At 39.1% G+C, this 22698-nt stretch carries 23 protein-coding genes and 1 tRNA gene; 17 read left to right on the plus strand and 7 right to left on the minus strand.

The annotated features are described in order from the left end of the window. Positions 1–229: 229 nt before the first annotated feature. The 13 genes from CXY28_RS00705 (at position 230) to CXY28_RS00770 (ending at position 14077) form a co-directional block, all read left to right on the plus strand. A tRNA-Pro gene (locus CXY28_RS00705) sits at positions 230–307 on the plus strand. A 94-nt stretch (positions 308–401) separates the two neighbouring features. After that, complete coding sequence (locus CXY28_RS00710) at positions 402–2429, plus strand: RNA degradosome polyphosphate kinase (RefSeq protein ID WP_100979161.1); 2028 nt, start codon at positions 402–404, stop codon at positions 2427–2429. Between the two features lie 37 nt (positions 2430–2466). Then, positions 2467–3522, plus strand: a complete 1056-nt coding sequence (locus tag CXY28_RS00715) for a quinone-dependent dihydroorotate dehydrogenase (RefSeq protein ID WP_100979162.1) — start codon at positions 2467–2469, stop codon at positions 3520–3522. Beyond that, the gene (gene pqqE, locus CXY28_RS00720; RefSeq protein WP_100979163.1) at positions 3519–4853 is read left to right on the plus strand and encodes a zinc protease PqqE; all 1335 of its coding nucleotides are present in this window, start codon (positions 3519–3521) and stop codon (positions 4851–4853) included. Before CXY28_RS00715 ends, pqqE begins: the two co-directional genes overlap by 4 nt. A 14-nt stretch (positions 4854–4867) precedes the next feature. Then, the gene (gene dapA / locus CXY28_RS00725; protein ID WP_100979164.1) at positions 4868–5770 is read left to right on the plus strand and encodes a 4-hydroxy-tetrahydrodipicolinate synthase; all 903 of its coding nucleotides are present in this window, start codon (positions 4868–4870) and stop codon (positions 5768–5770) included. Beyond that, complete coding sequence (locus CXY28_RS00730) at positions 5767–6555, plus strand: enoyl-ACP reductase (protein WP_001014507.1); 789 nt, start codon at positions 5767–5769, stop codon at positions 6553–6555. Before dapA ends, CXY28_RS00730 begins: the two co-directional genes overlap by 4 nt. Positions 6556–6564: 9 nt before the next feature. Continuing rightward, on the plus strand, positions 6565–7173 hold the full coding sequence (locus tag CXY28_RS00735) for a hypothetical protein (protein WP_100971119.1): 609 nt from the start codon (positions 6565–6567) through the stop codon (positions 7171–7173). Continuing rightward, positions 7170–7709 (plus strand): CDP-diacylglycerol--glycerol-3-phosphate 3-phosphatidyltransferase, encoded by a 540-nt coding sequence (gene pgsA, locus CXY28_RS00740; protein WP_100977291.1) that lies wholly within the window; start codon positions 7170–7172, stop codon positions 7707–7709. The genes CXY28_RS00735 and pgsA overlap by 4 nt, the downstream gene beginning before the upstream one ends. A gap of 197 nt (positions 7710–7906) precedes the next feature. Then, complete coding sequence (locus CXY28_RS00745; protein WP_100979165.1) at positions 7907–9349, plus strand: amino acid permease; 1443 nt, start codon at positions 7907–7909, stop codon at positions 9347–9349. A gap of 44 nt (positions 9350–9393) precedes the next feature. Further along, positions 9394–10824, plus strand: a complete 1431-nt coding sequence (locus CXY28_RS00750; RefSeq protein WP_100979166.1) for a Do family serine endopeptidase — start codon at positions 9394–9396, stop codon at positions 10822–10824. A gap of 21 nt (positions 10825–10845) precedes the next feature. After that, on the plus strand, positions 10846–12066 hold the full coding sequence (locus CXY28_RS00755) for a bifunctional 2-C-methyl-D-erythritol 4-phosphate cytidylyltransferase/2-C-methyl-D-erythritol 2,4-cyclodiphosphate synthase (protein ID WP_100979167.1): 1221 nt from the start codon (positions 10846–10848) through the stop codon (positions 12064–12066). A 21-nt stretch (positions 12067–12087) separates the two neighbouring features. Then, complete coding sequence (locus tag CXY28_RS00760) at positions 12088–12984, plus strand: OriC activity response regulator (RefSeq protein ID WP_100979168.1); 897 nt, start codon at positions 12088–12090, stop codon at positions 12982–12984. Positions 12985–13240: 256 nt separating this feature from the next. Next, on the plus strand, positions 13241–14077 hold the full coding sequence (locus CXY28_RS00770; protein ID WP_100973570.1) for a 5'-3' exonuclease: 837 nt from the start codon (positions 13241–13243) through the stop codon (positions 14075–14077). A gap of 104 nt (positions 14078–14181) precedes the next feature. On the opposite strand, the gene CXY28_RS00775 is transcribed toward CXY28_RS00770, so the two are convergent. Further along, positions 14182–15432, minus strand: a complete 1251-nt coding sequence (locus tag CXY28_RS00775; RefSeq protein ID WP_100979169.1) for a hypothetical protein — start codon at positions 15430–15432, stop codon at positions 14182–14184. Positions 15433–15599: 167 nt separating this feature from the next. Between CXY28_RS00775 and CXY28_RS00780 the strand changes: the two genes are divergently transcribed. The 4 genes from CXY28_RS00780 to fur all read left to right on the plus strand — a co-directional run bounded on the left by CXY28_RS00780 (position 15600) and on the right by fur (position 18631). Then, a complete protein-coding gene (locus CXY28_RS00780; protein WP_015644023.1) occupies positions 15600–16466 on the plus strand; it encodes a DnaJ C-terminal domain-containing protein in 867 nt (288 codons plus the stop codon). 9 nt (positions 16467–16475) lie between these two features. Beyond that, complete coding sequence (locus CXY28_RS00785; RefSeq protein ID WP_000332999.1) at positions 16476–16847, plus strand: heat shock protein transcriptional repressor HspR; 372 nt, start codon at positions 16476–16478, stop codon at positions 16845–16847. Next, positions 16844–18019, plus strand: coding sequence for a replication-associated recombination protein A (locus CXY28_RS00790; RefSeq protein ID WP_100979170.1), 1176 nt, complete (start codon positions 16844–16846; stop codon positions 18017–18019). Before CXY28_RS00785 ends, CXY28_RS00790 begins: the two co-directional genes overlap by 4 nt. Positions 18020–18178: 159 nt before the next feature. Continuing rightward, positions 18179–18631 (plus strand): ferric iron uptake transcriptional regulator, encoded by a 453-nt coding sequence (gene fur, locus CXY28_RS00795; protein WP_001253273.1) that lies wholly within the window; start codon positions 18179–18181, stop codon positions 18629–18631. Between the two features lie 20 nt (positions 18632–18651). Here the strand turns inward: fur and CXY28_RS00800 are convergent, their stop codons facing one another. The 6 genes from CXY28_RS00800 to CXY28_RS00825 are packed head-to-tail and all read right to left on the minus strand — an operon-like array spanning position 18652 to position 22694. Continuing rightward, positions 18652–19149: a DUF2147 domain-containing protein gene (locus CXY28_RS00800; RefSeq protein WP_015644021.1), complete on the minus strand. Its 498-nt coding sequence runs from the start codon at positions 19147–19149 to the stop codon at positions 18652–18654. Next, complete coding sequence (locus tag CXY28_RS00805) at positions 19146–19682, minus strand: NanQ anomerase/TabA/YiaL family protein (protein WP_100979171.1); 537 nt, start codon at positions 19680–19682, stop codon at positions 19146–19148. The genes CXY28_RS00800 and CXY28_RS00805 overlap by 4 nt, the downstream gene beginning before the upstream one ends. A gap of 28 nt (positions 19683–19710) precedes the next feature. Beyond that, positions 19711–20574, minus strand: a complete 864-nt coding sequence (gene fliY / locus CXY28_RS00810) for a flagellar motor switch protein FliY (protein ID WP_100979172.1) — start codon at positions 20572–20574, stop codon at positions 19711–19713. Positions 20575–20577: 3 nt separating this feature from the next. Beyond that, positions 20578–21642: a flagellar motor switch protein FliM gene (gene fliM / locus CXY28_RS00815; RefSeq protein WP_000763562.1), complete on the minus strand. Its 1065-nt coding sequence runs from the start codon at positions 21640–21642 to the stop codon at positions 20578–20580. Then, entirely contained in the window at positions 21635–22402 is a 768-nt protein-coding gene (locus CXY28_RS00820; RefSeq protein WP_100979173.1) for an RNA polymerase sigma factor FliA, read from the minus strand. Before CXY28_RS00820 ends, fliM begins: the two co-directional genes overlap by 8 nt. Continuing rightward, positions 22380–22694, minus strand: a complete 315-nt coding sequence (locus CXY28_RS00825; RefSeq protein WP_000868000.1) for a hypothetical protein — start codon at positions 22692–22694, stop codon at positions 22380–22382. The genes CXY28_RS00820 and CXY28_RS00825 overlap by 23 nt, the downstream gene beginning before the upstream one ends. Positions 22695–22698 lie beyond the last annotated feature (4 nt).

Here is a 22698-nt window from a genome sequence, read left to right on the forward strand (position 1 = left end):
TTTGGCTTTAAAAATCGATAAAAAAGAAGTGAAGGAGGTTCTGTAAGAATATGAAGTCTATTCTTTGGACTTATATTTAATGGTGGCTGGGGCAAAATACAGAGGGGATTTTGAAAAAAGATTGAGCCTTTGAGCATTTTTTAGGTTTTTGTGTCTAACCTACAACAAATAAAAACCAAAAATAAGCAATAACTAAGAAAACTTATATTAGAATAGTCCTTTTTGATTGCGGAGTATGGCGCAGCCTGATTAGCGCGCACCCTTGGGGTGGGTGAGGTCGTGGGTTTGAATCCCGCTACTCCGACCATGACTTTTTAAAAAAGCTTCAATGATTATCATTTCATTATATAATCACACTAAATAAAACTGATTTTTAAACATGATGATTTAAAGGATTTCTGTTGAATCGTTTCTTTAACCGAGAGCTTTCATGGTTAGCTTTTAACACAAGGGTTTTAAACGAAGCCAAAGATGAGAGCTTGCCTTTATTAGAGCGCTTGAAATTTTTAGCCATTTATGACACGAATTTAGACGAATTTTACATGATAAGAGTGGCAGGGCTTAAACAACTCTATGAGCATAAAATCGCCTCTAAAGGCATTGATGGCACAAGCCCTGAAGAACAATTAGAAAAAATCAAGCATTATTTAGCGCATGAAATTGAAGAAAGGGAGTTAGAATTCCAAAAAATCCAAGCCCTACTCTTCAAAAAAGGGCTTTGTATCACCCCCTATAATGAATTGAATTTAGAGCAAAAAGCTAAGGCTAAAACTTATTTTAAAGAGCAGCTTTACGCGTTAGTTTTGCCTTTTAAGTTGGATTCTTCGCACACTTTCCCGCCTTTAGCGAATTTGACTTTCGCGCTTTTTGCCCGCATTAAAGACAAAGAAACCCAAATTACCTCCTATGCGCTCATTAAACTCCCCTCTTTTATCTTCCGTTTTGTAGAGCTAGAAAAAGGCTTGTTTGTGCTGGCTGAAGAAATCGTAGAAGCGCATTTAGAAGAATTGTTTTTAGAGCATGAGATTTTAGATTGCATGGCGTTTAGGGTAACTTGCGATGCGGATATTGCTATCACTGAAGATGAAGCGCATGATTATGCGGATTTGATGAGTAAGAGTTTGAGGAAAAGAAATCAAGGCGAAATCGTGCGCTTGCAAACCCAAAAAGGGAGTCAAGAGCTTTTAAAAACCCTTTTAGCGTCTTTAAGGAGTTTTCAAACCCACTCTTACAAAAAGCACAAACTCACTGGCATGCATATTTATAAAAGCGCGATCATGCTCAATTTAGGAGATTTGTGGGAATTGGTCAATCATAGCGATTTTAAAACCCTTAAATCGCCCAATTTCACGCCCAAAATCCACCCTCATTTCAATGAAAACGATCTTTTCAAATCCATAGAAAAACAAGATCTGTTGCTGTTTCATCCTTATGAAAGTTTTGAGCCTGTGATTGACTTGATAGAGCAAGCCGCTAGCGATCCGAGTACCCTTTCTATCAAAATGACGCTTTATCGTGTGGGCAAGCATTCCCCCATTGTCAAAGCTTTAATTGAAGCGGCGAGCAAGATTCAAGTGAGCGTTTTAGTGGAATTAAAAGCGCGCTTTGATGAAGAAAGCAATCTGCACTGGGCAAAAGCTTTAGAAAGGGCGGGCGCGTTAGTCGTTTATGGCGTTTTCAAACTCAAAGTGCATGCTAAAATGCTATTGATCACTAAAAAAACAGACAACCAATTACACCATTTCACCCATTTAAGCACGGGCAATTACAACCCTTTGAGCGCTAAAGTCTATACTGATGTGAGTTTTTTTAGTGCTAAAAATGAAATCGCTAACGACATTATCAAGCTTTTCCATTCCTTGCTCACTAGCAGCGCGACTAATAGCGCATTAGAAACGCTTTTTATGGCGCCCAAACAAATTAAGCCTAAAATCATTGAACTCATTCAAAATGAAATGAATCACAAACAAGAAGGCTATATCATTTTAAAAGCCAACGCCCTAGTGGATAGCGAAATCATTGAATGGCTCTATCAAGCCTCTCAAAAAGGGGTTAAAATCGATCTCATTATTAGAGGGATTTGCTGTTTAAAGCCCCAAGTCAAGGGCTTGAGCGAAAATATCAGGGTGTATTCCATTGTGGGGAAATATTTAGAACATGCACGCATTTATTATTTTAAACATGAGAATATCTATTTTTCTAGCGCGGATTTAATGCCCAGAAATTTAGAAAGGCGCGTGGAATTGCTCATCCCAGCCACAAACCCAAAGATCGCTCATAAATTGTTGCATATTTTAGAAATCCAACTCAAAGACACCCTAAAACGCTACGAGTTAAATTCTAAAGGCCGTTATACTAAAGTTTCAAACCCTAACGATCCTTTAAATTCGCAGGATTATTTTGAAAAACAAGCCCTTAAAACCTTTTAAAGGGTTATCGTTCAAATCATAAAAGATAAGGATTTAAATGCTTTATTCATTAGTAAAAAAATATCTTTTTAGCCTAGACGCTGAAGACGCGCATGAAAAAGTTTGTCAAATTTTAAGAATGCTTTCTAAATCGAGCTTTTTGTGTAGTTTAATCCATTCTCAATGGGGTTATAAAAACCCAAAGCTTGAAAACGACATTTTAGGCTTGCATTTCCCTAACCCTTTAGGCTTAGCCGCCGGTTTTGATAAAAACGCTTCCATGCTCAGGGTGTTAATCGCTTTTGGGTTTGGCTATTTAGAAGCAGGCACTCTCACCAATGAAGCGCAAATGGGGAATGAAAGACCCAGGCTTTTCAGGCACATTGAAGAAGAATCCTTACAAAATGCGATGGGGTTTAATAATTACGGGGCGGTTTTAGGAGCGAGGTCGTTTAAGCGCTTCGCCCCTTATAAAACCCCTATTGGCATCAATTTAGGCAAAAACAAACACATAGAGCAAGCGCATGCCCTAGAAGATTACAAGGCGGTTTTAAATCAATGTTTAAACATTGGCGATTATTACACTTTCAACCTTTCTTCGCCCAACACTCCTAATTTAAGGGATTTACAAAACAAAGCGTTTGTGAATGAGCTTTTTTGCATGGCTAAAGAAATGACCCATAAGCCTTTATTTTTAAAAATCGCCCCGGATTTAGAAACAGATGACATGCTAGAAATCGTCAATAGCGCTATTGGAGCGGGAGCGCATGGGATTATTGCGACTAATACGACCATTGATAAAAGCCTAGTATTCGCTCCTAAAGAAATGGGAGGCTTGAGCGGGAAATGCTTGACTAAAAAAAGCCGTGAGATCTTTAAAGAATTGGCTAAAGCCTTTTTTAATAAAAGCGTTCTTGTTTCTGTGGGGGGGATTAGCGGTGCGAAAGAAGCTTATGAAAGGATTAAAATGGGAGCGAGTCTGTTACAAATTTATAGCGCTTTTATTTACAACGGGCCAAATTTATGCCAAAATATTCTTAAAGATTTGGTAAAATTACTCCAAAAAGATGGATTTTTGAGCGTTAAAGAGGCTATAGGAGCGGATTTAAGATGAGATATTTTTCTGTTAAAAGACTTTTAGGGCTTAGTTCTGTCTTGTTAGTCACTTTAGGAGTGAGCATGCACGCACAATCTTACTTACCCAAACACGAGAGCGTTACCTTAAAAAACGGGTTGCAAGTCGTAAGCGTCCCCTTAGAAAATAAAACCGGGGTTATAGAGGTGGATGTGCTTTATAAAGTCGGCTCTAGAAACGAAGTCATGGGCAAGAGCGGGATCGCTCACATGTTAGAGCATTTGAATTTTAAAAGCACCAAAAACCTTAAAGCCGGCGAATTTGATAAAATCGTTAAGCGTTTTGGGGGCGTGAGTAACGCTTCCACGAGCTTTGATATTACGCGCTATTTCATTAAAACCAGTCAAGCTAACTTGGATAAGTCTTTAGAATTGTTCGCTGAAACCATGGGTTCTTTGAATTTAAAAGAAGATGAGTTTTTGCCTGAGCGTCAAGTGGTCGCTGAAGAAAGGCGATGGCGCACCGATAATTCCCCTATCGGCATGCTTTATTTCCGCTTTTTTAACACCGCTTATGTCTATCACCCCTACCATTGGACGCCCATTGGTTTTATGGACGATATTCAAAACTGGACTTTAAAAGACATTAAAAAATTCCATTCGCTCTATTATCAGCCTAAAAACGCTATCGTTTTAGTGGTAGGCGATGTCAATTCTCAAAAGGTTTTTGAATTGAGTAAAAAGCATTTTGAATCCTTAAAAAACCTTGATGAAAAAGCCATCCCCAGCCCTTACATGAAAGAGCCTAAGCAAGATGGAGCCAGAACGGCAGTCGTGCATAAAGATGGGGTCCATTTAGAATGGGTAGCCCTTGGGTATAAAGTGCCTGCTTTCAAGCATAAAGATCAAGTCGCTTTAGATGCGTTAAGCAAGCTTTTAGGCGAAGGTAAAAGCTCGTGGTTGCAAAGCGAATTAGTGGATAAAAAACGCCTGGCTTCTCAAGCCTTCTCGCACAACATGCAATTACAAGATGAAAGCGTGTTTTTATTCATTGCGGGGGGTAATCCTAACATCAAAGCCGAAGCCCTACAAAAAGAAATCGTAGCGCTTTTAGAAAAGCTTAAAAAAGGCGAAATCACTCAAGCCGAGTTAGACAAGCTCAAAATCAATCAAAAAGCTGACTTTATTTCTAACTTAGAAAGTTCTAGCAATGTTGCGGGGCTTTTTGCGGACTATTTAGTGCAAAACGATATTCAAGGCTTGACGGATTATCAGCAACAATTTTTGGATTTAAAAGTGAGCGATTTGGTGCGTGTGGCTAATGAATATTTTAAAGACGCCCAATCAACCACCGTGTTTTTGAAACCTTAAAAGAGCCTTATAACATGCAATTCCATTCATCTAGCGCGTTAATTACGCCTTTTAAAAAAGATTTGAGCGTTGATGAGGCCGCTTATGAATCCTTGATCAAGCGCCAAATTTTTCAGGGCATGGACGCATGCGTGCCTGTTGGCACGACAGGGGAATCCGCCACGCTCACCCATAAAGAGCATATGCGTTGCATTGAAATCGCCATAGAGACTTGCAAAAACACTAAAACGCCCTCCAATTCGCGCATGAAAGTGTTAGCCGGCGTGGGCAGTAACGCCACGAGCGAGTCCCTTTCTTTAGCAAAGTTCGCTCAAAAAATCGGTGCGGATGCGATTTTATGCGTAAGCCCTTATTATAACCGCCCCACCCAACAAGGCCTGTTTGAGCATTATAAAACTATCGCTCAATCGGTGGAAATCCCTGTCATGCTTTATGATGTGCCAAGCCGAACAGGCGTGTCTATTGAAGTTCCAACCGCTCTCAAACTCTTTAGAGAAGTCCCTAACATTAAAGCCATTAAAGAAGCGTCTGGCTCTTTGAAAAGAGTAACAGAATTGCATTATTATGAAAAAGATTTTAAAATTTTTAGTGGGGAAGATTCACTCAACCACTCTATCATGTTTTCAGGGGGGTGCGGCGTGATTTCAGTGACCGGTAATTTAATGCCTAATTTGATTTCACAAATGGTCAATTGCGCGCTCAAACAAAAATACCAACAAGCCCTAGAAATCCAAAATAAGCTTTTTCATTTGCACCAAGCCCTTTTTGTAGAAACAAATCCCATCCCCATTAAAATGGCTATGCATTTAGCCGGCTTGATTGAAAACCCAAGTTACAGACTGCCTTTAGTGGCCCCAAGCAAAGAAACGATTCAACTTTTAGAAAAAACTTTACAACAATATGAGGTAATTGCATGAATGGTTCCAATCACATGAAAAATAAAACCCTAGTGATCAGCGGCGCGACTAGAGGGATTGGCAAGGCGATATTGTATCGTTTCGCTCAAAGTGGCGTGAATATCGCTTTCACTTACAATAAAAATGTTGAAGAAGCCAACAAAATCATAGAAGATGTGGAGCAAAAATATTCCATTAAAGCCAAAGCCTACCCCCTTAATGTTTTAGAGCCTGAGCAATACACAGAGCTTTTCAAGCAAATTGACGCTGATTTTGACAGAGTGGATTTTTTTATTTCTAACGCTATTATTTACGGGCGTTCTGTCGTGGGGGGATTTGCACCGTTTATGCGATTAAAACCTAAGGGGTTAAACAACATTTACACAGCCACCGTGTTAGCGTTTGTGGTGGGGGCTCAAGAAGCGGCAAAACGCATGCAAAAAATAGGCGGCGGGGCGATCGTGAGTTTAAGCTCTACTGGGAATTTGGTCTATATGCCTAATTACGCCGGGCATGGCAATTCTAAAAATGCCGTAGAAACCATGGTCAAATACGCTGCCGTGGATTTAGGCGAATTTAACATTAGAGTGAATGCGGTTAGTGGCGGGCCTATTGATACGGACGCTTTGAAAGCCTTCCCTGACTATGTGGAGATTAAAGAAAAAGTAGAAGAGCAATCGCCCCTAAAGCGCATGGGTAATCCTAACGATCTAGCCGGGGCGGCTTATTTTTTATGCGATGAAACCCAAAGCGGTTGGCTTACAGGGCAAACGATCGTTGTAGATGGCGGGACTACTTTTAAATAAAGATATTTCTTGCAAAACATTATCCACATCCACCAAAACAAAGAGTTGCAATTCATTAAAAAATGTTTGTTGGGCTATTTTTTCGCCCCTTTGTGTGGGGCTATTCTTTTAGTGCTTTTTCTTGTTTCAAGCGGGGCAAAATCGTTTCAAATTTCTAACCTCTTCAATAATCAACTAGCTTATATCGTGTTATTGTCTCTTTTTTTGTGCGCGCTTGGGTTTATTGCCGGAGCGATTGGTTTTTACAGGCTTTCTAAAATCACGCACCATTTAGGGTTTTTTGAAAATTTCGCTTTCAGTTTTTTGGCGGTGATTTTATGCGCTCTTTTAAGCTATCTTGTCCCTAACGCCAGTAACGCCCTTTCACTAATCGGTAATGGCGTTTCTATTTTTTATTTGCACAAACTCTATAGAGAATTGAGCCTTTACACGCAAGAAAGGTTTTTTTTAAGCGGTTTTAGATTGTTGCTTTTTAGTTTCATGCTGGCTCTTTTAGGGATTTTAGTGCAAGCGTTAGTTATCATTTTTTTAACGATCGCTGTGATTTTGATGTGTGTGGCGCTTGGCTTTTTAGCGCGCGCGTTTTTGAATTTTTCACAAGTCTTTTTGAAAGCATGAAAGTTTTAAAACTCCTGCCTAATTTTTTGACGATTTTACGCATTGTCTTATCCTTATTTTTATTATTTTTATTGTTAAACACGCGCACTTATTTTAGTTTTTTAACCCCCTTTCAAACCAACATGATCTCTTCATCGGTTTTTTTGTTTGCCGCGCTCACGGATTTATTGGACGGCTACATCGCTAGAAGCTATAAAGCCAAATCGCGCTTTGGGGAAATCTTTGATCCTTTAGCGGATAAAATCCTTATTTTGAGCGCGTTTTTAGGGCTAGTTTATTTGGATCGTGTGAATGCGTGGATTCCGTTTGTGATTTTAGGGCGCGAATTTTTTATTTCAGGGCTTAGGGTTTTAGCCGCTAATGAAAAAAAGGATATTCCTGTCAATGCGTTAGGCAAGTATAAAACCGTTTCTCAAGTCGTGGCGATTGGCGCTTTATTAGCCAATTTAACTTACTCCTATGCGCTTGTGGCTATAGCGGTTTTTTTAACCCTTTATTCGGGGATAGATTACACGATTAAATATTATAAATCTTAATGTTTTAGAAGAAGTTTTTAGCGTTCTTTAAAAAAATACCTTAAAAATCCGCTCTCATCAAATATTGATAAACATTAATTTTAGTATTCTTTCGTTTTTTTTAAATTTTATTTTCAATATTCAATTAAAAAAAATCATTTTATTTTATTTTTGTTATAATTCAAGCTATTTTTATTTTCAATCTAAGGAGGTGTCGCATGGACAATCAAAAGATAACGCATCAAAATACCACGCAAAAACAAGGCGAGCTTAAAAGAGACATGAAAATGCGCCATCTCTTAATGATTGCCTTTGGAGGAGCGATCGGCACAGGGCTTTTTGTAGGCACTGGGGGTAATATTGCGAGTGCTGGCCCTTTAGGGACTTTGATCGCTTATGGTTTTGGAGGGCTTGTGGTCTATTGCATCATGCTCTCTTTAGGCGAATTGGCTAGCGTTTATCCCACTACGGGAAGCTTTGGGGATTATGCGGCTAAATTCATAGGCCCTGGCACGGGCTATATGGTTTTTTGGATGTATTGGCTTGGCTGGGTGATCACGGTTGCGTTAGAATACATCGCTATAGGCATGCTCATGCAACGCTGGTTTGCGGATATTCCTATCCATTATTGGGTTATTTTATGCATTGCGTTAGTTTTTTTATTGAACTTTTTTTCGGTTAAAATTTTTGCCGAGGGCGAGTTTTTCTTTAGCCTGATTAAAGTTTTAGCGGTGATCGCTTTTATAGGCATTGGCGCGATTGGGATCATCTATCAAATCTATTTGCATGGGTTTAGTTCTATTTTTGATAACTTCCATTTTGGCGATAAAGGGTTTTTCCCTAACGGGAGCGAGGCGGTTTTTAGCGCGATGCTCGCTGTCATTTTTGCTTTCACTGGCACAGAAGTCATTGGGGTGGCTGTAGGAGAGACTAAAAACGCTAGCGAGGTGATGCCCAAAGCGATTAAAGCGACCTTGTGGCGGATTGTCTTTTTCTTTTTAGGCTCTGTGTTTGTCATTTCTGTTTTTTTACCCATGAGCGATTCTTCTATCGCGCAAAGCCCTTTTGTGAGCGTTTTAGAACGCATCAACTTGCCCTTTATTGGCATGGGTATCCCTTATGTGGCTGATATAATGAACGCTGTTATCATTACGGCGATGTTTTCTACCGCTAATTCAGGGCTTTATGGAGCGAGCCGCATGATTTATGGGCTGTCCAAACAAAAGATGTTTTTTAAAGTTTTTTCCCAACTCAACCGACAAGGCACGCCCACTTATGCGATGTTTTTTTCCCTTTCTTTTTCCCTTATAGGGCTTTTAGTCCAAATTTATGCCAAAGAAAATGTCGTGGAAGCTTTGATTAATGTGATCAGTTTCACGGTGATTATTGTGTGGGTTAGCGTGTCCATTTCGCAATATTCTTTCCGCAAGCAATACTTAAAAGCCGGGCATTCTTTAGAGGATTTGCCTTATAAAGCCCCTTTCCTGCCCTTTTTGCAACTCATAGGGATCACTGGGTGTGCCATCGGCGTGATTGGTTCGGCTATGGATAAGGATCAACGCATCGGGATGATTTTAACGATTGTTTTTGCTGTTGTGTGTTACATTGGATACTATTTTACACAAAAAGCTAATGAAAATAACAAAAAAGATTTGATATAATCTTTTTTTAATTTTGAAGTTTAGCAAATTTTAAGGAAGTAACCATGATAAAAAAAACTTTTTTTGTCTCTTTGGCTTTAGCGTTAAGTTTGAATGCGGGCAATATCCAAATCCAAAACATGCCCAAAGTGAAAGAGCGAATAAGCGTCCCCTCTAAAGAGGATACGATCTATTCTTACCACGATTCTATTAAGGATTCGATTAAAGCGGTGGTGAATATCTCCACTGAAAAGAAGATTAAAAACAATTTTATAGGTGGCGGTGTGTTTAATGACCCCTTTTTCCAACAATTTTTTGGGGATTTGGGCGGCATGATCCCTAAAGAAAGAATGGAAAGGGCTTTAGGCAGCGGCGTCATCATTTCTAAAGATGGCTATATCGTTACGAATAACCATGTGATTGATGGCGCGGATAAGATTAAAGTAACCATTCCAGGGAGCAATAAAGAATATTCCGCCACTTTAGTAGGCACGGATTCTGAAAGCGATTTAGCGGTGATTCGCATCACTAAAGACAACCTGCCCACGATCAAATTCTCTGATTCTAATGATATTTTAGTGGGCGATTTGGTTTTTGCGATTGGTAACCCTTTTGGCGTGGGCGAAAGCGTTACGCAAGGCATTGTTTCAGCGCTCAATAAAAGCGGGATCGGAATCAACAGCTATGAGAATTTCATTCAAACAGACGCTTCCATCAATCCTGGAAATTCCGGTGGCGCTTTAATTGACAGCCGTGGAGGGTTAGTGGGGATCAATACCGCTATCATTTCTAAAACTGGGGGCAACCACGGCATTGGCTTTGCCATCCCTTCTAACATGGTTAAAGATATTGTAACCCAGCTCATCAAAACCGGTAAGATTGAAAGAGGTTACTTGGGCGTGGGCTTGCAAGATTTGAGTGGCGATTTGCAAAATTCTTATGACAATAAAGAAGGGGCGGTAGTCATTAGCGTAGAAAAAGACTCTCCGGCTAAAAAAGCAGGGATTTTGGTGTGGGATTTGATCACTGAAGTCAATGGGAAAAAGGTTAAAAACACGAACGAGTTAAGAAATCTAATCGGCTCCATGCTACCCAATCAAAGAGTAACCTTAAAAGTCATTAGAGACAAAAAAGAACGCACCTTCACCCTCACTCTAGCTGAAAGGAAAAACCCTAACAAAAAAGAAACCATTTCTGCTCAAAACGGTGCACAAGGCCAATTGAACGGGCTTCAAGTAGAAGATTTAACCCAAAAAACCAAAAGGTCTATGCGTTTGAGCGATGATGTTCAAGGGGTTTTAGTCTCTCAAGTGAATGAAAATTCCCCAGCGGAGCAAGCCGGCTTCAGGCAAGGCAACATCATCACAAAAATTGAAGAGGTTGAAGTGAAAAGCGTTGCGGATTTTAACCATGCTTTAGAAAAGTATAAAGGCAAACCCAAACGATTCTTAGTTTTAGATTTAAATCAAGGTTATAGGATCATTTTGGTGAAATGATAGAGGTGGGTCGTCAGTCGCATGTCTTTGATTAGAGTGAATGGGGAAGCTTTTGAACTCTCTTTAGAAAGTTTAGAGGAAGACCCTTTTGAAACTAAAGAAACGCTAGAAACGCTTATCAAACAAACGAGCGTTGTTTTATTGGCTGCTGGGGAGTCTAAGCGTTTTTCTCAAACCATCAAAAAACAATGGTTGCGTTCTAATCATACCCCCTTATGGCTCAGCGTTTATGAAAGCTTTAAAGAAGCCCTAAACTTTAAAGAAATCATTCTGGTTGTAAGCGGATTGGATTATACTTATATCCAACGCCATTACCCTGAAATCAAGCTTGTAAAAGGCGGGGCATCAAGGCAAGAATCCGTCCGTAACGCTTTAAAAATAATTGATAGCGCTTACACGCTCACCAGCGATGTGGCTAGGGGTTTAGCCAATATGGAAACGCTTAAAAGTTTGTTTTTAACCCTCCAACAAACGAGCCATTATTGCATCGCTCCTTACTTGCCTTGCTATGACACAGCAATCTATTATAACGAAGCTTTAGATCGAGAAGCGATCAAACTCATTCAAACCCCGCAATTAAGCCACACCAAAGTGCTCCAATCAGCCCTAAATCAAGGGGATTTTAAAGATGAAAGCAGCGCGATTTTACAAGCTTTCCCTGATTTGGTGAGCTATATTGAAGGCAGTAAGGATTTGCACAAGCTCACCACAAGCGGCGATTTGAAGCGTTTCGCGCTCTTTTTCAACCCAGCAAAAGACACTTTTATAGGCATGGGCTTTGATACGCATGCGTTCATTAAAGATAAGCCTATGGTTTTAGGGGGGGTTGTTTTGGATTGCGAGTTTGGGTTAAAGGCTCATAGCGACGGCGATGCTTTGTTGCATGCGGTTATTGATGCGATTTTAGGAGCGATTAAAGGGGGAGATATTGGCGAATGGTTCCCTGATAATGACCCCAAATACAAAAACGCCTCTTCTAAAGAGCTTTTAAAAATCGTGTTGGATTTTTCTCAAAGCATTGGGTTTGAATTGTTTGAAATGGGGGCGACCATCTTTAGCGAAATCCCTAAAATCACTCCTTACAAACCGGCGATTTTAGAGAATTTGAGCCAACTTTTGGGTTTAGAAAAATCTCAAATCAGCTTGAAAGCCACTACAATGGAAAAAATGGGGTTCATTGGCAAACAAGAAGGGCTGTTGGTCCAAGCGCATGTGAGCATGCGTTATAAACAAAAACTTTAAATGTGATAAAAGGAAGAATGGATGAAAATCTTAATCATTGAAGACGATTTAGCGCTAGCTAGGAGTATTTCGCATAATTTGCATGATTTAGGGCATTTTTGCGAGATCATTTCTAGCATTTCAGAAGAAAATAAAGAGCCTTATGATGTGATTTTGGTTTCTTCTAAGGTTTGCACTCAAGGGCGTTGCGAACATTTTGTGCGTTATAATTCCAAGCAAATCATTATCATGATGGCTTCGCATGTCAATGAAGATGGCGTGAATAAGCCCATTCAAGCGGGAGCGAGAGATTATATTCTAAAACCTTTTAAAATGGATGAGTTGTTGCGTAAGATCCAATACCACAAAGCCTACCAAGAAATGACCGCTCGCTTGGGATTTTATGAAAATTACTTAGACTTTATCCATGCAGAATTGCCCTTGCCTAAAGATTTTTCTTACCGGCCGCCCTTTATCATCCACACGCCCTCTCAAGAACTTGCGAACGCTTATTTATTGCAATACGCTAAAGAAAGGCAAATGGATTTTTCTTTTTTCTCTTTAAAGGATACCACTTGGAAAGAACTATACAAGAATAAAGACAAACTAGAACGCCCTTTTTACATCATGCATTTAGAAGAGCTTAAAAAAGATGAGCAATTGAAATTGTTAGAATTGGCCCGTTCATGCCCTATTGTTTTGTCCTATACCCATAAAGAACCCTTAGAATTTCCTAAAATTGTGAGCATTGAATGCGACAATAAACCCCTATCTTTGTTCAGCAACCACACGACTTTCCTTTCCATTCAAGAATATGAAAGAGAAGCGATCAGGCATTTTTCTTCTACTTGCACCGATACAGAATTGGCCAACAAGCTTGGCATTAGCCGTAAAAGCCTTTGGGAAAAACGCCGGAAGTATAACTTACCGCGCAAATAAAAGAAAATCTTTAAGCTTTGTTTTCCATTGGGCGTTTGATCATAAAATGCAAAAATGCCAAAAGCGTTTTTACAATCAAAAGAGCTAAAGCAAGCGGTAACCTCTCAAAATTTAGCGTATTTAATGAGAATAGAGTTAATTATTATTAAAATAACTTATTATTTGCTATATATTTACTATAATAGTTTAACTTTTAAAAAAGAGAAATTCAACTTAAGGATTAACCATTAGACAAGCGTTTAACAAAACAAGATTCATGCATTCAAGAACTCTTTTACTAGACATTGATTGCGTTATCCCTAATATTGTTAGGCGTTTGCTCTCTAATAAAACGCTCCCCAAAAGATTCGCCGCTTACAGCTTGCAAGAAGTGGGCATCATCTTTCTCACCACTCAAATTTTATCTATCATGCGCAAAACCCGTTGCTCTAAAACGCTTTTTTTTATCACTAGGGGCAGAGAGAGTTTCCGCTACCAGCTGTGCGATCATTACAAACAAAAACGCCACCAATTTGATGAAGATTTTAAAGCCCTTCTAAGAACCCTAAAAATCGCCATCGTGGAAAAATACCCCCTAAAAAAAGGGGCTAGAATCCAGGGCGAACATTGTTTTGAATATGAAGCCGATGATATTATCTCTTTTTACAAAAAGAAAGACCCCAACAATTATGTGATAGCCAGCATGGATAAGGATATTTTGTATTCCAATAGAGGTTCTCATTTCAACTTGAAAACCAACGCTTTTTTTAATGTGAGTCAAAAAGAGGCTCATTTTTTTGCTTATTACCAGTGCGTTGTGGGGGATAAGGGGGATAATATCAAAGGGGTTAAAGGGATTGGCGGCTTCAACTATAAAGATTTTTTAAACGAAGACGCTAAAGAGCATGAGCTGTGGGAGCAGATTATTCAAGCGTTCAAAATTAAAGAAGATTTGAGCGATAGCGAAGCTAAAGAAAAGGCTCTTTTAAACATGCGTTTAGTCAATATGCACCAGATGACCCACCATGGCGTGATCAAACTATGGGAACCTGAGTTTAAAAAAACTTTTTTCCCTAAAAAACCCCAAAGACCTGATTTTAAAAGAATTTCTTAAAATAAAAACTTCTTTTAATGTTGATTGTTTAAAAAAGAAATTACCGCTTGCTTTATCGCTCACTTTTGGCAAATTCTTCACTATTGATTGTAAAATGGTATTTATTAAAACAAAAACTTCCCAAAAAAGACAAAAGAACTATTTCCAAGACTTTTTCTCGTGGCTTTAGAATTGTAAGCATACACATACCCCCCACCCATATCAAAAGACAAACTCCTATAAGTCCAAACCCTAAAACTGCTCATCAAAGAATATTCTTGGTAATCCCCAAAAGCCACCATTGCGTCTAAACGCACCCTTTTAGTCTTAAGCCCTAAAAAAACATAGCCTGAAATGCTAGAATTAGCAAAATAAATCGCTGGCACACCGGGCGCGTTGATCCCACGGCCATAGAATTTAGTCCTGTCATTAAAAGTCCATAGATAGCCCTTATTGTTTCTTGCCGGAACGATATAAAAACCCGTTCCAAAATTAAAAATTTTGTATTTAAAAGTTTGATCGATCAAAAACAAGCCGGCATTTTTAGCGCTTATAGCACTATCAGTGTTGCCGTATTGATACATGCCATGCACTAGAGTGCGCGAAGTGAAACCCTTAGCTAAAGAAGCGTCATACTCCAACTTACCCCCCACTTGCACCAAAACATTTTGAGTGGGCAAAGGCAAGCGGGTGTCCGTTAAAATAAAAGGCACCACTTTAAGATTTTCATGCCTGTATTCTGCACCCAAAACAAACACTTCCCCCCCTACATACAAGCGTTTAGACACAGGATCATAAGACGCTAGAGCGTTTAGGGAAGTAGCGATCCGATTCCCTTGCTCTTTATTGATCTGATGCCCATTATAAAGCATGCTATCCATAAAAATCCCAAAATAACGCATGGAATTTTGCTTAAAAGCCACAGAGATCCCTTGAATATTGCCCCCTATCCAATCAAAATCCACAAAATCGGTATTGAAACGCCCTAAAGCGATTTTAAAACGCTGGTTAGTGTATTGAAGATACGCATCAGAAACATCGCCAGCGCTCAAATAAGGTTTAACATTGTTAGGGTTACCAAAAAAATTCCCTAGACTGATGTAAAGGTTAGCCAAACGCTGTTTGTTATAAATATTCCAAGCCCCAATCGCTCCAATGCCAAAGGACCACCCGTTGCTATAAGAAAAATCCACCCCAAGACGCGCTAAAGCCCCCACATAGCTGTGAGGGTTTTTTTGCGCCCCTTGATTATACAATAGCCCCAGATAGCCAAAAGGTTTGACTGCAATTTCTAAAGCTTTCAAAGACAGACCATTTAAAAAAAGGATCCCTAACGCTAAATAATAATATCTTTTCTTATTTTTCTTATATTGCATTAAAAACTCATCGTGGATTTAAACTTAATATTTTAGTTAAAATTCCTTTTAATTGCGCTGAAACGGGTTTAAAATCTCAATTACCACTAAACATTATCAATAAACTTTATTGACTAACACTAAAGATTTATGATAGTATTCTAATAAAACTATTTTAAAGGTGATCCATGAGTAAGAGTTTATACCAAACTTTAAATGTGAGCGAAAACGCCAGCCAAGATGAAATCAAAAAATCCTACCGCCGTTTAGCTAGGCAATACCACCCGGATTTGAATAAAACCAAAGAAGCCGAAGAGAAATTCAAAGAAATCAACGCCGCTTATGAAATTTTGAGTGACGAAGAAAAACGCCGCCAATACGATCAGTTTGGCGATAACATGTTTGGGGGGCAAAATTTCAGCGATTTTGCCAGAAGCCGTGGTCCTAGTGAAGATTTAGACGATATTTTAAGCTCTATTTTTGGGAAAGGAGGCTTTTCGCAAAGATTTTCTCAAAACTCGCAAGGCTTTTCTGGCTTTAATTTTTCCAATTTCGCCCCTGAAAATTTAGACATAACCATCACTTTAAATGTCTCTGTTTTAGACACCCTTTTAGGCAATAAAAAACAAGTGAGCATCAATAATGAGACTTTTAGCCTTAAAATCCCTATCGGCGTGGAAGAGGGCGAAAAAATCAGGGTTCGCAACAAAGGGAAAAAGGGGCAAATGGGCAGGGGCGATTTGCTCTTGCAGATCCATATTGAAGAAGATGAAATGTATAGGCGCGAGAAAGACGATATTATCCAAATCTTTGATTTACCCTTAAAGACGGCTCTTTTTGGAGGGAAAATTGAAATCGCTACTTGGCATAAAACCTTAACCCTAACCATTCCCCCTAACACCAAAGCGATGCAAAAATTCCGCATTAAAGAAAAAGGGATTAAAAACAGAAAAACTTCGCATGTGGGGGATTTGTATTTGCAAGCTCGTTTGATTTTGCCTAAAACGGAAACGCTTTCTAATGAGTTAAAAGCGTTATTAGAAAAAGAATTGTAAGGAGGAATCGTGTGTGATTATGATGAACCGCTTTATTTAATAAGCGTCGTGGCTAAAATCTTAGGCGTGCACCCTCAAACCTTGCGCCAATACGAAAAAGAGGGTTTGATAGAGCCTAGCAGGACTGATGGGAAAATGCGCTTGTATTCCCAACGAGACATGGACAAAATCAAAACGATTTTACGCCTTACAAGGGATATGGGGGTTAATCTAGCGGGCGTGGATATTATCTTGCGTTTAAAAGAAAAGCTTGATGAATTAGACAATCTCAATAAAGAACTGCAAGACGCTCTGCAAAAACACTCTAAAAACACCAAAACCCCAACGAAAAATTTAAACACCCCTACGAATTTTTACGAATTGATTTTATTTAAAAAATGAGTCTGACTTCGCTTTTAAACCCCACAAGCCTAGAAGATTTTTTAGGCCAAGAACATTTAATAGGGAAAGACGCCCCCTTATTTAAAGCCTTAAAATCCAAACACTTCCCCCATGCCTTTTTTTATGGCCCTCCTGGCGTGGGTAAAACAAGCCTGGCTCAAATCATCGCTCGCTCCCTAGAGCGCCCCATTCTTTTGTTTAATGCGACGGATTTTAAATTAGAGGATTTACGCCTTAAGCTTAAAAATTACCAAAACACCCTTTTAAAGCCCGTTGTTTTTATTGATGAAACCCACAGATTGAATAAAACCCAACAAGAATTTTTACTCCCCATTATGGAAAAAGATCACGCTTTAATCTTAGGGGCTAGCACGCAAGATCCTAATTACAGCCTAAGCCATGCGATCCGCTCAAGAAGTTTTATTTTTGAATTAACCCCCCTAAAAAAGAGCGATTTAGACAAGCTTTGCGATAAGGCTTTAACATTGCTCAAAAAACAAATAGAGCCTAGTGCTAAAACCTATCTTTTAAACAACAGCGCTGGCGATGCTAGAGCGTTATTAAACCTTTTAGATTTGAGCGCTAAAATAGAAAATCCTATCACTTTAAAAACGCTCAAATCCTTACGGCCTCATAGCCTAAATGACGGATCTTATAGCGATGATACGCATTATAACCTCACTAGCGCGTTAATCAAATCTTTAAGAGGGAGCGATGAAAACGCTTCCATCTATTATCTGGCGCGCTTGATTGCTGGCGGGGAAAACCCAGAATTTATCGCCAGAAGGTTGGTGATTTTTGCGAGCGAAGACATTGGTAACGCTAACCCAAACGCCCTTAATTTAGCCTCTTCTTGCTTGTTTGCAGTCAAACAAATCGGCTACCCTGAAGCGCGCATCATTTTAAGCCAATGCGTGATTTATCTGGCTTGTTCGCCCAAGTCTAACATGGCTTATAGAGCGATCAATCAGGCCTTAGATTGCGTTAAAAAGGGCTTACTCTACCCTATTCCTAAACACCTGTTGCCTAACGCTAAAGACTACCTTTACCCGCATGATTATAACGGCTATGTCAAACAAGATTATCTAGAAAAACCCCTCAATTTGGTTTCTTCTCAAGGCATAGGGTTTGAAAAAACCCTTTTAGAATGGCTTGATAAAATAAGAAATTGATCTTATAAGTTGCATTAAAATGCGACAATGGTAATAAAAAATCAATATTTTTTGATTGAATTAAAATAATAATGAGTTTTATCTATGGTTCATCGCATTATTATTGTATAATAATATTCTAGTTATAAAAATCATTTTACGGACAAGGGAAATATCAGCATGAGAAGATTAGAAACTTTAGAATCCATTTTAGAGCGCTTGAGAATGTCTATCAAAAAAAACGGACTCAAAAATTCAAAGCAGAGAGAAGAAGTGGTGAGCGTTTTGTATCGCAGCGGCACACACCTAAGCCCTGAAGAAATCACGCATTCTATCCGCCAAAAGGACAAAAACACCAGCATTTCTTCAGTCTATCGCATTTTGAATTTCTTAGAAAAAGAAAATTTTATCTGCGTTTTAGAAACTTCAAAAAGTGGTCGGCGCTATGAAATTGCGGCTAAAGAACACCATGATCACATCATTTGTTTGCATTGCGGTAAGATCATTGAATTTGCAGACCCTGAAATTGAAAACCGCCAGAATGAAGTCGTTAAAAAATATCAAGCCAAGCTGATCAGCCATGACATGAAAATGTTTGTGTGGTGTAAAGAATGCCAAGAGAGTGAATGTTAAAAGATTTTAAAAAAGCTAGCTTAAATAGGGCTATCTTTAATGGTTTTAAGGACTTCATCCAGGTTAAAACGCTTGAGTTTTAGATTTTTGATTTCTTCATCGCTCAAGCGTTTCCAAGTGAAAGTCTTGCCCACATACCCCCATTTATCATAGCTTGAAGTGAATTCTAAATCCCCGTTTGAACTTTGAGTAACCCTTACATAGTAGGTCTTGCCGTCATAAAAATTATACGCTTTACCGCCTTTATAAGATCGTTTTCCAACCTTAATCAAATCGCTTAAAAACACCACGCCTTTATCGCTGCGATTCCTTAGCTTTGGGTTAGGATTAAGCTTGTCTTTTTTGGCTTTAGAGCCATCCACATCAGAAATACCATAAGCATAGAACTTCCCATTATGCTCAAAAAACTCCACAAAAGAGCTTTTCATGTATAAAAATTCCTGAGTTTGATAAATTCCAGGCAACTCTACAGCCCCTAAAAAACAACAAAAAACTATAACAAGACTCACCAATTTCATAATTTTAATTTGATCAATCCTTTGGGTGCTTTAACGACCGCTTTAAAAATCGGCTCTTCCCTGTATTTTTCAAAGGACTCCCCATAGAACCTCAACGCATGCGCATCGCTTTCAAAAAAAATAGCCAGCATGCCCGCATCTAAACGCAAAAAAGAAGCTTCTTGAACCGGCTCATAAACGATCAAATCTCTTTTTTCATCATAAGGGGTTTTAATGACAGCTTGATTGATACCCACCGCTTTAGCCCCCTCAACGCCTTTGACAATCAGCTGGAAATCCACATATTGTTGGTGGCTTTCAAAAAAACCTTTCTCGCTTTCTTTAGCATGCTCTAAACAATAGCTCTGCTCTATACTAAAAATGCCATGCCCTAAAGGCGCTTGAAATTCTGTATTAGTAGCGAGATTTAAAACCCTTTGATTCGCTTTACTACCCTTTTGCATGACCTCTTTTAAATACGCATGCAAAATTTCTAATTCTTGCGTTTTTTTAAACAAATGCCCAAGAGAGCTTAATTCCCCAAAAATAGCCATAATCCTTCCTTTTTTACTCTAAAATGGTTTAATTTTTCAGTTGCTCTAAGCGTTCTTTTTTAGTGCCAATATCCGTGATCTGAATGCCAAAATTCCCATCCACGATCACCACTTCGCCCTTAGCGATCACCTTGTCATCTACAAGAATTTCCAAAGGGTCATTCACCAATTGATCCAACTCCACAACGCTCCCTATATCCATAGAGACCACATCTTTTAAAATCATCTTTTTTTGCCCGATACGCACCTTAACATTCAATTTCACGTCTAAAAGCATGCTGATATTGCGGATTTCTATGTTTTCTAAAGACGCATCATGGGTTTTAATCTCTTCAGTAGCGCTCTGTGTCGTTTCTTCTTTTTCTTCTTTGTGCGTTTTTTCAAATTGGCGTTCAAAAGCCGCCGTAGTCAATAAAATGATTTGGCTTTCTTTGATGGCTTCCATTTTAAAAGAAAACACCATCGCTTTAGTATAATCTTCTTTTTTAGGAATCTCTTTAGCGATTTCAGCGTTCGTGGTAGTGAAATTGAGTTTGGGGAGCAATTCTTGAGACTTCAAGCTCGTAGCGATCGCGCCAAAAATATTAGAAGCCATTTCCTTAAAAGCGTCTAAATCGTCATTATCCATTTCTTCCTTACTCGCCCCCTCACCTCCTAACATCAAATCGCTTAAAGCGGTAACTAAATCTACCGGAGCCAGTAATTCAATAGAGCTCTCTTCTTTTTCAATCGCACTAATCTTAACCCTTGCATAAGGCGCGCTGATTAATTTCAAAAAAGATTCGTCGCTGTTAGAAACTTCCTTTTCTAACCCCACGCTCGGGGCCTTACCCACTAACCCTTCTAAAGTAGAGACAACCTCTTGAATAAAAATCTTAATAAAATCTTGCATTTCTCACTCTTCTTCTATCTTCATAATATCGCCCACTTTGCCTCTGCGCTGTTCTTCTAGCATTTCTAAAATTTCTTTAGTGCGTTCTTTTTCGCTATAGATCACTTCTTTAATTTGAATGGTTTTTCTATACCCTTGAAACCCCACGCTCGCCAAATAACGCTTTTTTTTATGCACATACACGCTCACTTCATCATTAGCGATTTTATTCAACCGGATAGTATCCCCCACATCTAAATCCAGCATTTCTTTCAAACTCAATTCCACCGCACCCAAAAACACGATCATATCCACGCTCACCCCACTCAATAGCGCTTGCAATTCCTTATTACGGCTCTTTTTAGAGTTCGTCTCTGAAAGCATCAAATCCCTACTCCCCATTTTAGAAAGAATGCTCTCAATGGAAATCACCGGGTAACAAATATTCATCATCCCACGGCTATGCCCGATAATAATCTCTAAAACCACCATGATAGAAATTTCATTTTGAGCGACGATTTGGACCACATTCGCGCTGGATTCTTTAGCGTCAATGGTAGGAAACATCTCCACCACAGGCGACCACACTTCTTTTAAAATTTGCATCACCTGGCGTAAAATCGTATCCAATAAATTCAATTCAATATCGCTAAACTCCCTGTTTTGATCATACGCGCTCCCCTTACCCCCCAATAGTCTGTCAATCATAGGGAAAGCGATGCTAGGATTGATTTCTAAAACCCCTGTTCCTCCCATAGGCTTCATGGAAAAGACATTAAAACTTGTAGGGCTAGGCAAACTCATCAAAAATTCGCCATAAGTCATTTGATCCACGCTATGGAGCTGAATTTCTACAATAGAACGCATGATAGAAGAAATTTGACTGGAAAGATTCCTAGCCATTTTGTCATGGATACTCCTAAAAGAGCGCAGTTGCTCCTTGCTCACACGATTAGGGCGTTTGAAATCATAGAGGGTTACGCTGCGTTGCGGGATAATATCTTTTTTTTGGACATTTTGAATATCCACATTTTCATCAACGACTTCTAAAAGCGCATCAATTTCTTCTTGGCTTAAAATATCAGCCATGATCCACTCCTAAGGATTTACGCACCTTTTTAATCACTTCTTTAATGATTTGAGAAATGCGCGATTCAGTGATGCCTAAAATCTCTTTAATCTCGCTCAAATTCAACTCTTCAAAGTAATAAAGCTGGATAAGGATTTGCTCTCGTTCGCTCATTTGATTCAACGCTTTTTGGACATGCTCTAACAACTCTTCTGCTTCAATCTTTTTAGTGATTTCATCTTGCTCAATCGCATTGAATTGCTCATCTATTGGCACTAACGCATAAATATCTGAGGCCGTTTTGGCTTCTCTGATTTTTTCAATATTTTCGCCTAAAGTTTGCACTAAATACGCATCGCTAGGCTCTTTCCCATGCTCATTAAGGTGTTTGGTGATTTCAATATCAATGCTTTTAATGAGCTTTCTATTAGAGCGAGAAATCACATCTAAAGAACGCAAATAATCTAGCATCGCCCCATTGACACGAGTTTTAGCATACCCCCAAAAAGAATCGTTTAACGCGCTCTCATAACGCCTGGCTAATTTAATCAATTCTTCAGTGCCAATAGAAACCAGATCGTTAAAATCAATAGAGCTTGGCAAACGCTCTTTTAAACGAAACGCCATAGCACGCACGGCCGGTAAATACTGGATAGCGAGCGCGTCTTGATGGTGGTGTTGTTGCTTATCATAGGCGTTCAAAACCTTTTCTATATTTTTTTCGCTGGTTTCAATATTTTGAATTTCTTTGGGCATTCTATTTTCCATCATCAAAATCATAACTTCTAATGTATTCTAAAATACTAGCCACTTCTTTTTCTCTGTTCTTAAACTCATGGTTGAAACGAAGCAAGCTCTCTTCAGTGCCTTTTTTGTCAAAAAGACAAATATCTAAATCCGTGCAAGCGATAAAAATAGACGCGAACAACAACGCAATCAAGTATCCCCCAAGCGTGGATAACACCGTCCATAATAAAATGCTCTCTGGCTCATTGAATTTCAACACCGAAAACACTAACCCCAAAAAAAACCCTACCACAACAGAAAAATGGATAAAATTTTGCACTTTCATCAGC

Origin of the sequence: Helicobacter pylori (genome assembly GCF_002832345.1) — a bacterium.
GTDB classification, from domain to species: Bacteria; Campylobacterota; Campylobacteria; order Campylobacterales; family Helicobacteraceae; genus Helicobacter; species Helicobacter pylori_CP.

Coding starts and splice junctions, on each gene's coding strand:
- CXY28_RS00715 (WP_100979162.1), top strand. CDS start 2,467: ATGCTTTATTCATTAGTAAAAAAATATCTTTTTAGCCTAGACGCTGAA.
- pqqE (WP_100979163.1), top strand. CDS start 3,519: ATGAGATATTTTTCTGTTAAAAGACTTTTAGGGCTTAGTTCTGTCTTG.
- dapA (WP_100979164.1), top strand. CDS start 4,868: ATGCAATTCCATTCATCTAGCGCGTTAATTACGCCTTTTAAAAAAGAT.
- CXY28_RS00730 (WP_001014507.1), top strand. CDS start 5,767: ATGAATGGTTCCAATCACATGAAAAATAAAACCCTAGTGATCAGCGGC.
- pgsA (WP_100977291.1), top strand. CDS start 7,170: ATGAAAGTTTTAAAACTCCTGCCTAATTTTTTGACGATTTTACGCATT.
- CXY28_RS00745 (WP_100979165.1), top strand. CDS start 7,907: ATGGACAATCAAAAGATAACGCATCAAAATACCACGCAAAAACAAGGC.
- CXY28_RS00750 (WP_100979166.1), top strand. CDS start 9,394: ATGATAAAAAAAACTTTTTTTGTCTCTTTGGCTTTAGCGTTAAGTTTG.
- CXY28_RS00755 (WP_100979167.1), top strand. CDS start 10,846: ATGTCTTTGATTAGAGTGAATGGGGAAGCTTTTGAACTCTCTTTAGAA.
- CXY28_RS00760 (WP_100979168.1), top strand. CDS start 12,088: ATGAAAATCTTAATCATTGAAGACGATTTAGCGCTAGCTAGGAGTATT.
- CXY28_RS00770 (WP_100973570.1), top strand. CDS start 13,241: ATGCATTCAAGAACTCTTTTACTAGACATTGATTGCGTTATCCCTAAT.
- CXY28_RS00775 (WP_100979169.1), bottom strand. CDS start 15,432: ATGCAATATAAGAAAAATAAGAAAAGATATTATTATTTAGCGTTAGGG.
- CXY28_RS00780 (WP_015644023.1), top strand. CDS start 15,600: ATGAGTAAGAGTTTATACCAAACTTTAAATGTGAGCGAAAACGCCAGC.
- CXY28_RS00790 (WP_100979170.1), top strand. CDS start 16,844: ATGAGTCTGACTTCGCTTTTAAACCCCACAAGCCTAGAAGATTTTTTA.
- fur (WP_001253273.1), top strand. CDS start 18,179: ATGAGAAGATTAGAAACTTTAGAATCCATTTTAGAGCGCTTGAGAATG.
- CXY28_RS00800 (WP_015644021.1), bottom strand. CDS start 19,149: ATGAAATTGGTGAGTCTTGTTATAGTTTTTTGTTGTTTTTTAGGGGCT.
- CXY28_RS00805 (WP_100979171.1), bottom strand. CDS start 19,682: ATGGCTATTTTTGGGGAATTAAGCTCTCTTGGGCATTTGTTTAAAAAA.
- fliY (WP_100979172.1), bottom strand. CDS start 20,574: ATGCAAGATTTTATTAAGATTTTTATTCAAGAGGTTGTCTCTACTTTA.
- fliM (WP_000763562.1), bottom strand. CDS start 21,642: ATGGCTGATATTTTAAGCCAAGAAGAAATTGATGCGCTTTTAGAAGTC.
- CXY28_RS00820 (WP_100979173.1), bottom strand. CDS start 22,402: ATGATTTTGATGATGGAAAATAGAATGCCCAAAGAAATTCAAAATATT.
- CXY28_RS00825 (WP_000868000.1), bottom strand. CDS start 22,694: ATGAAAGTGCAAAATTTTATCCATTTTTCTGTTGTGGTAGGGTTTTTT.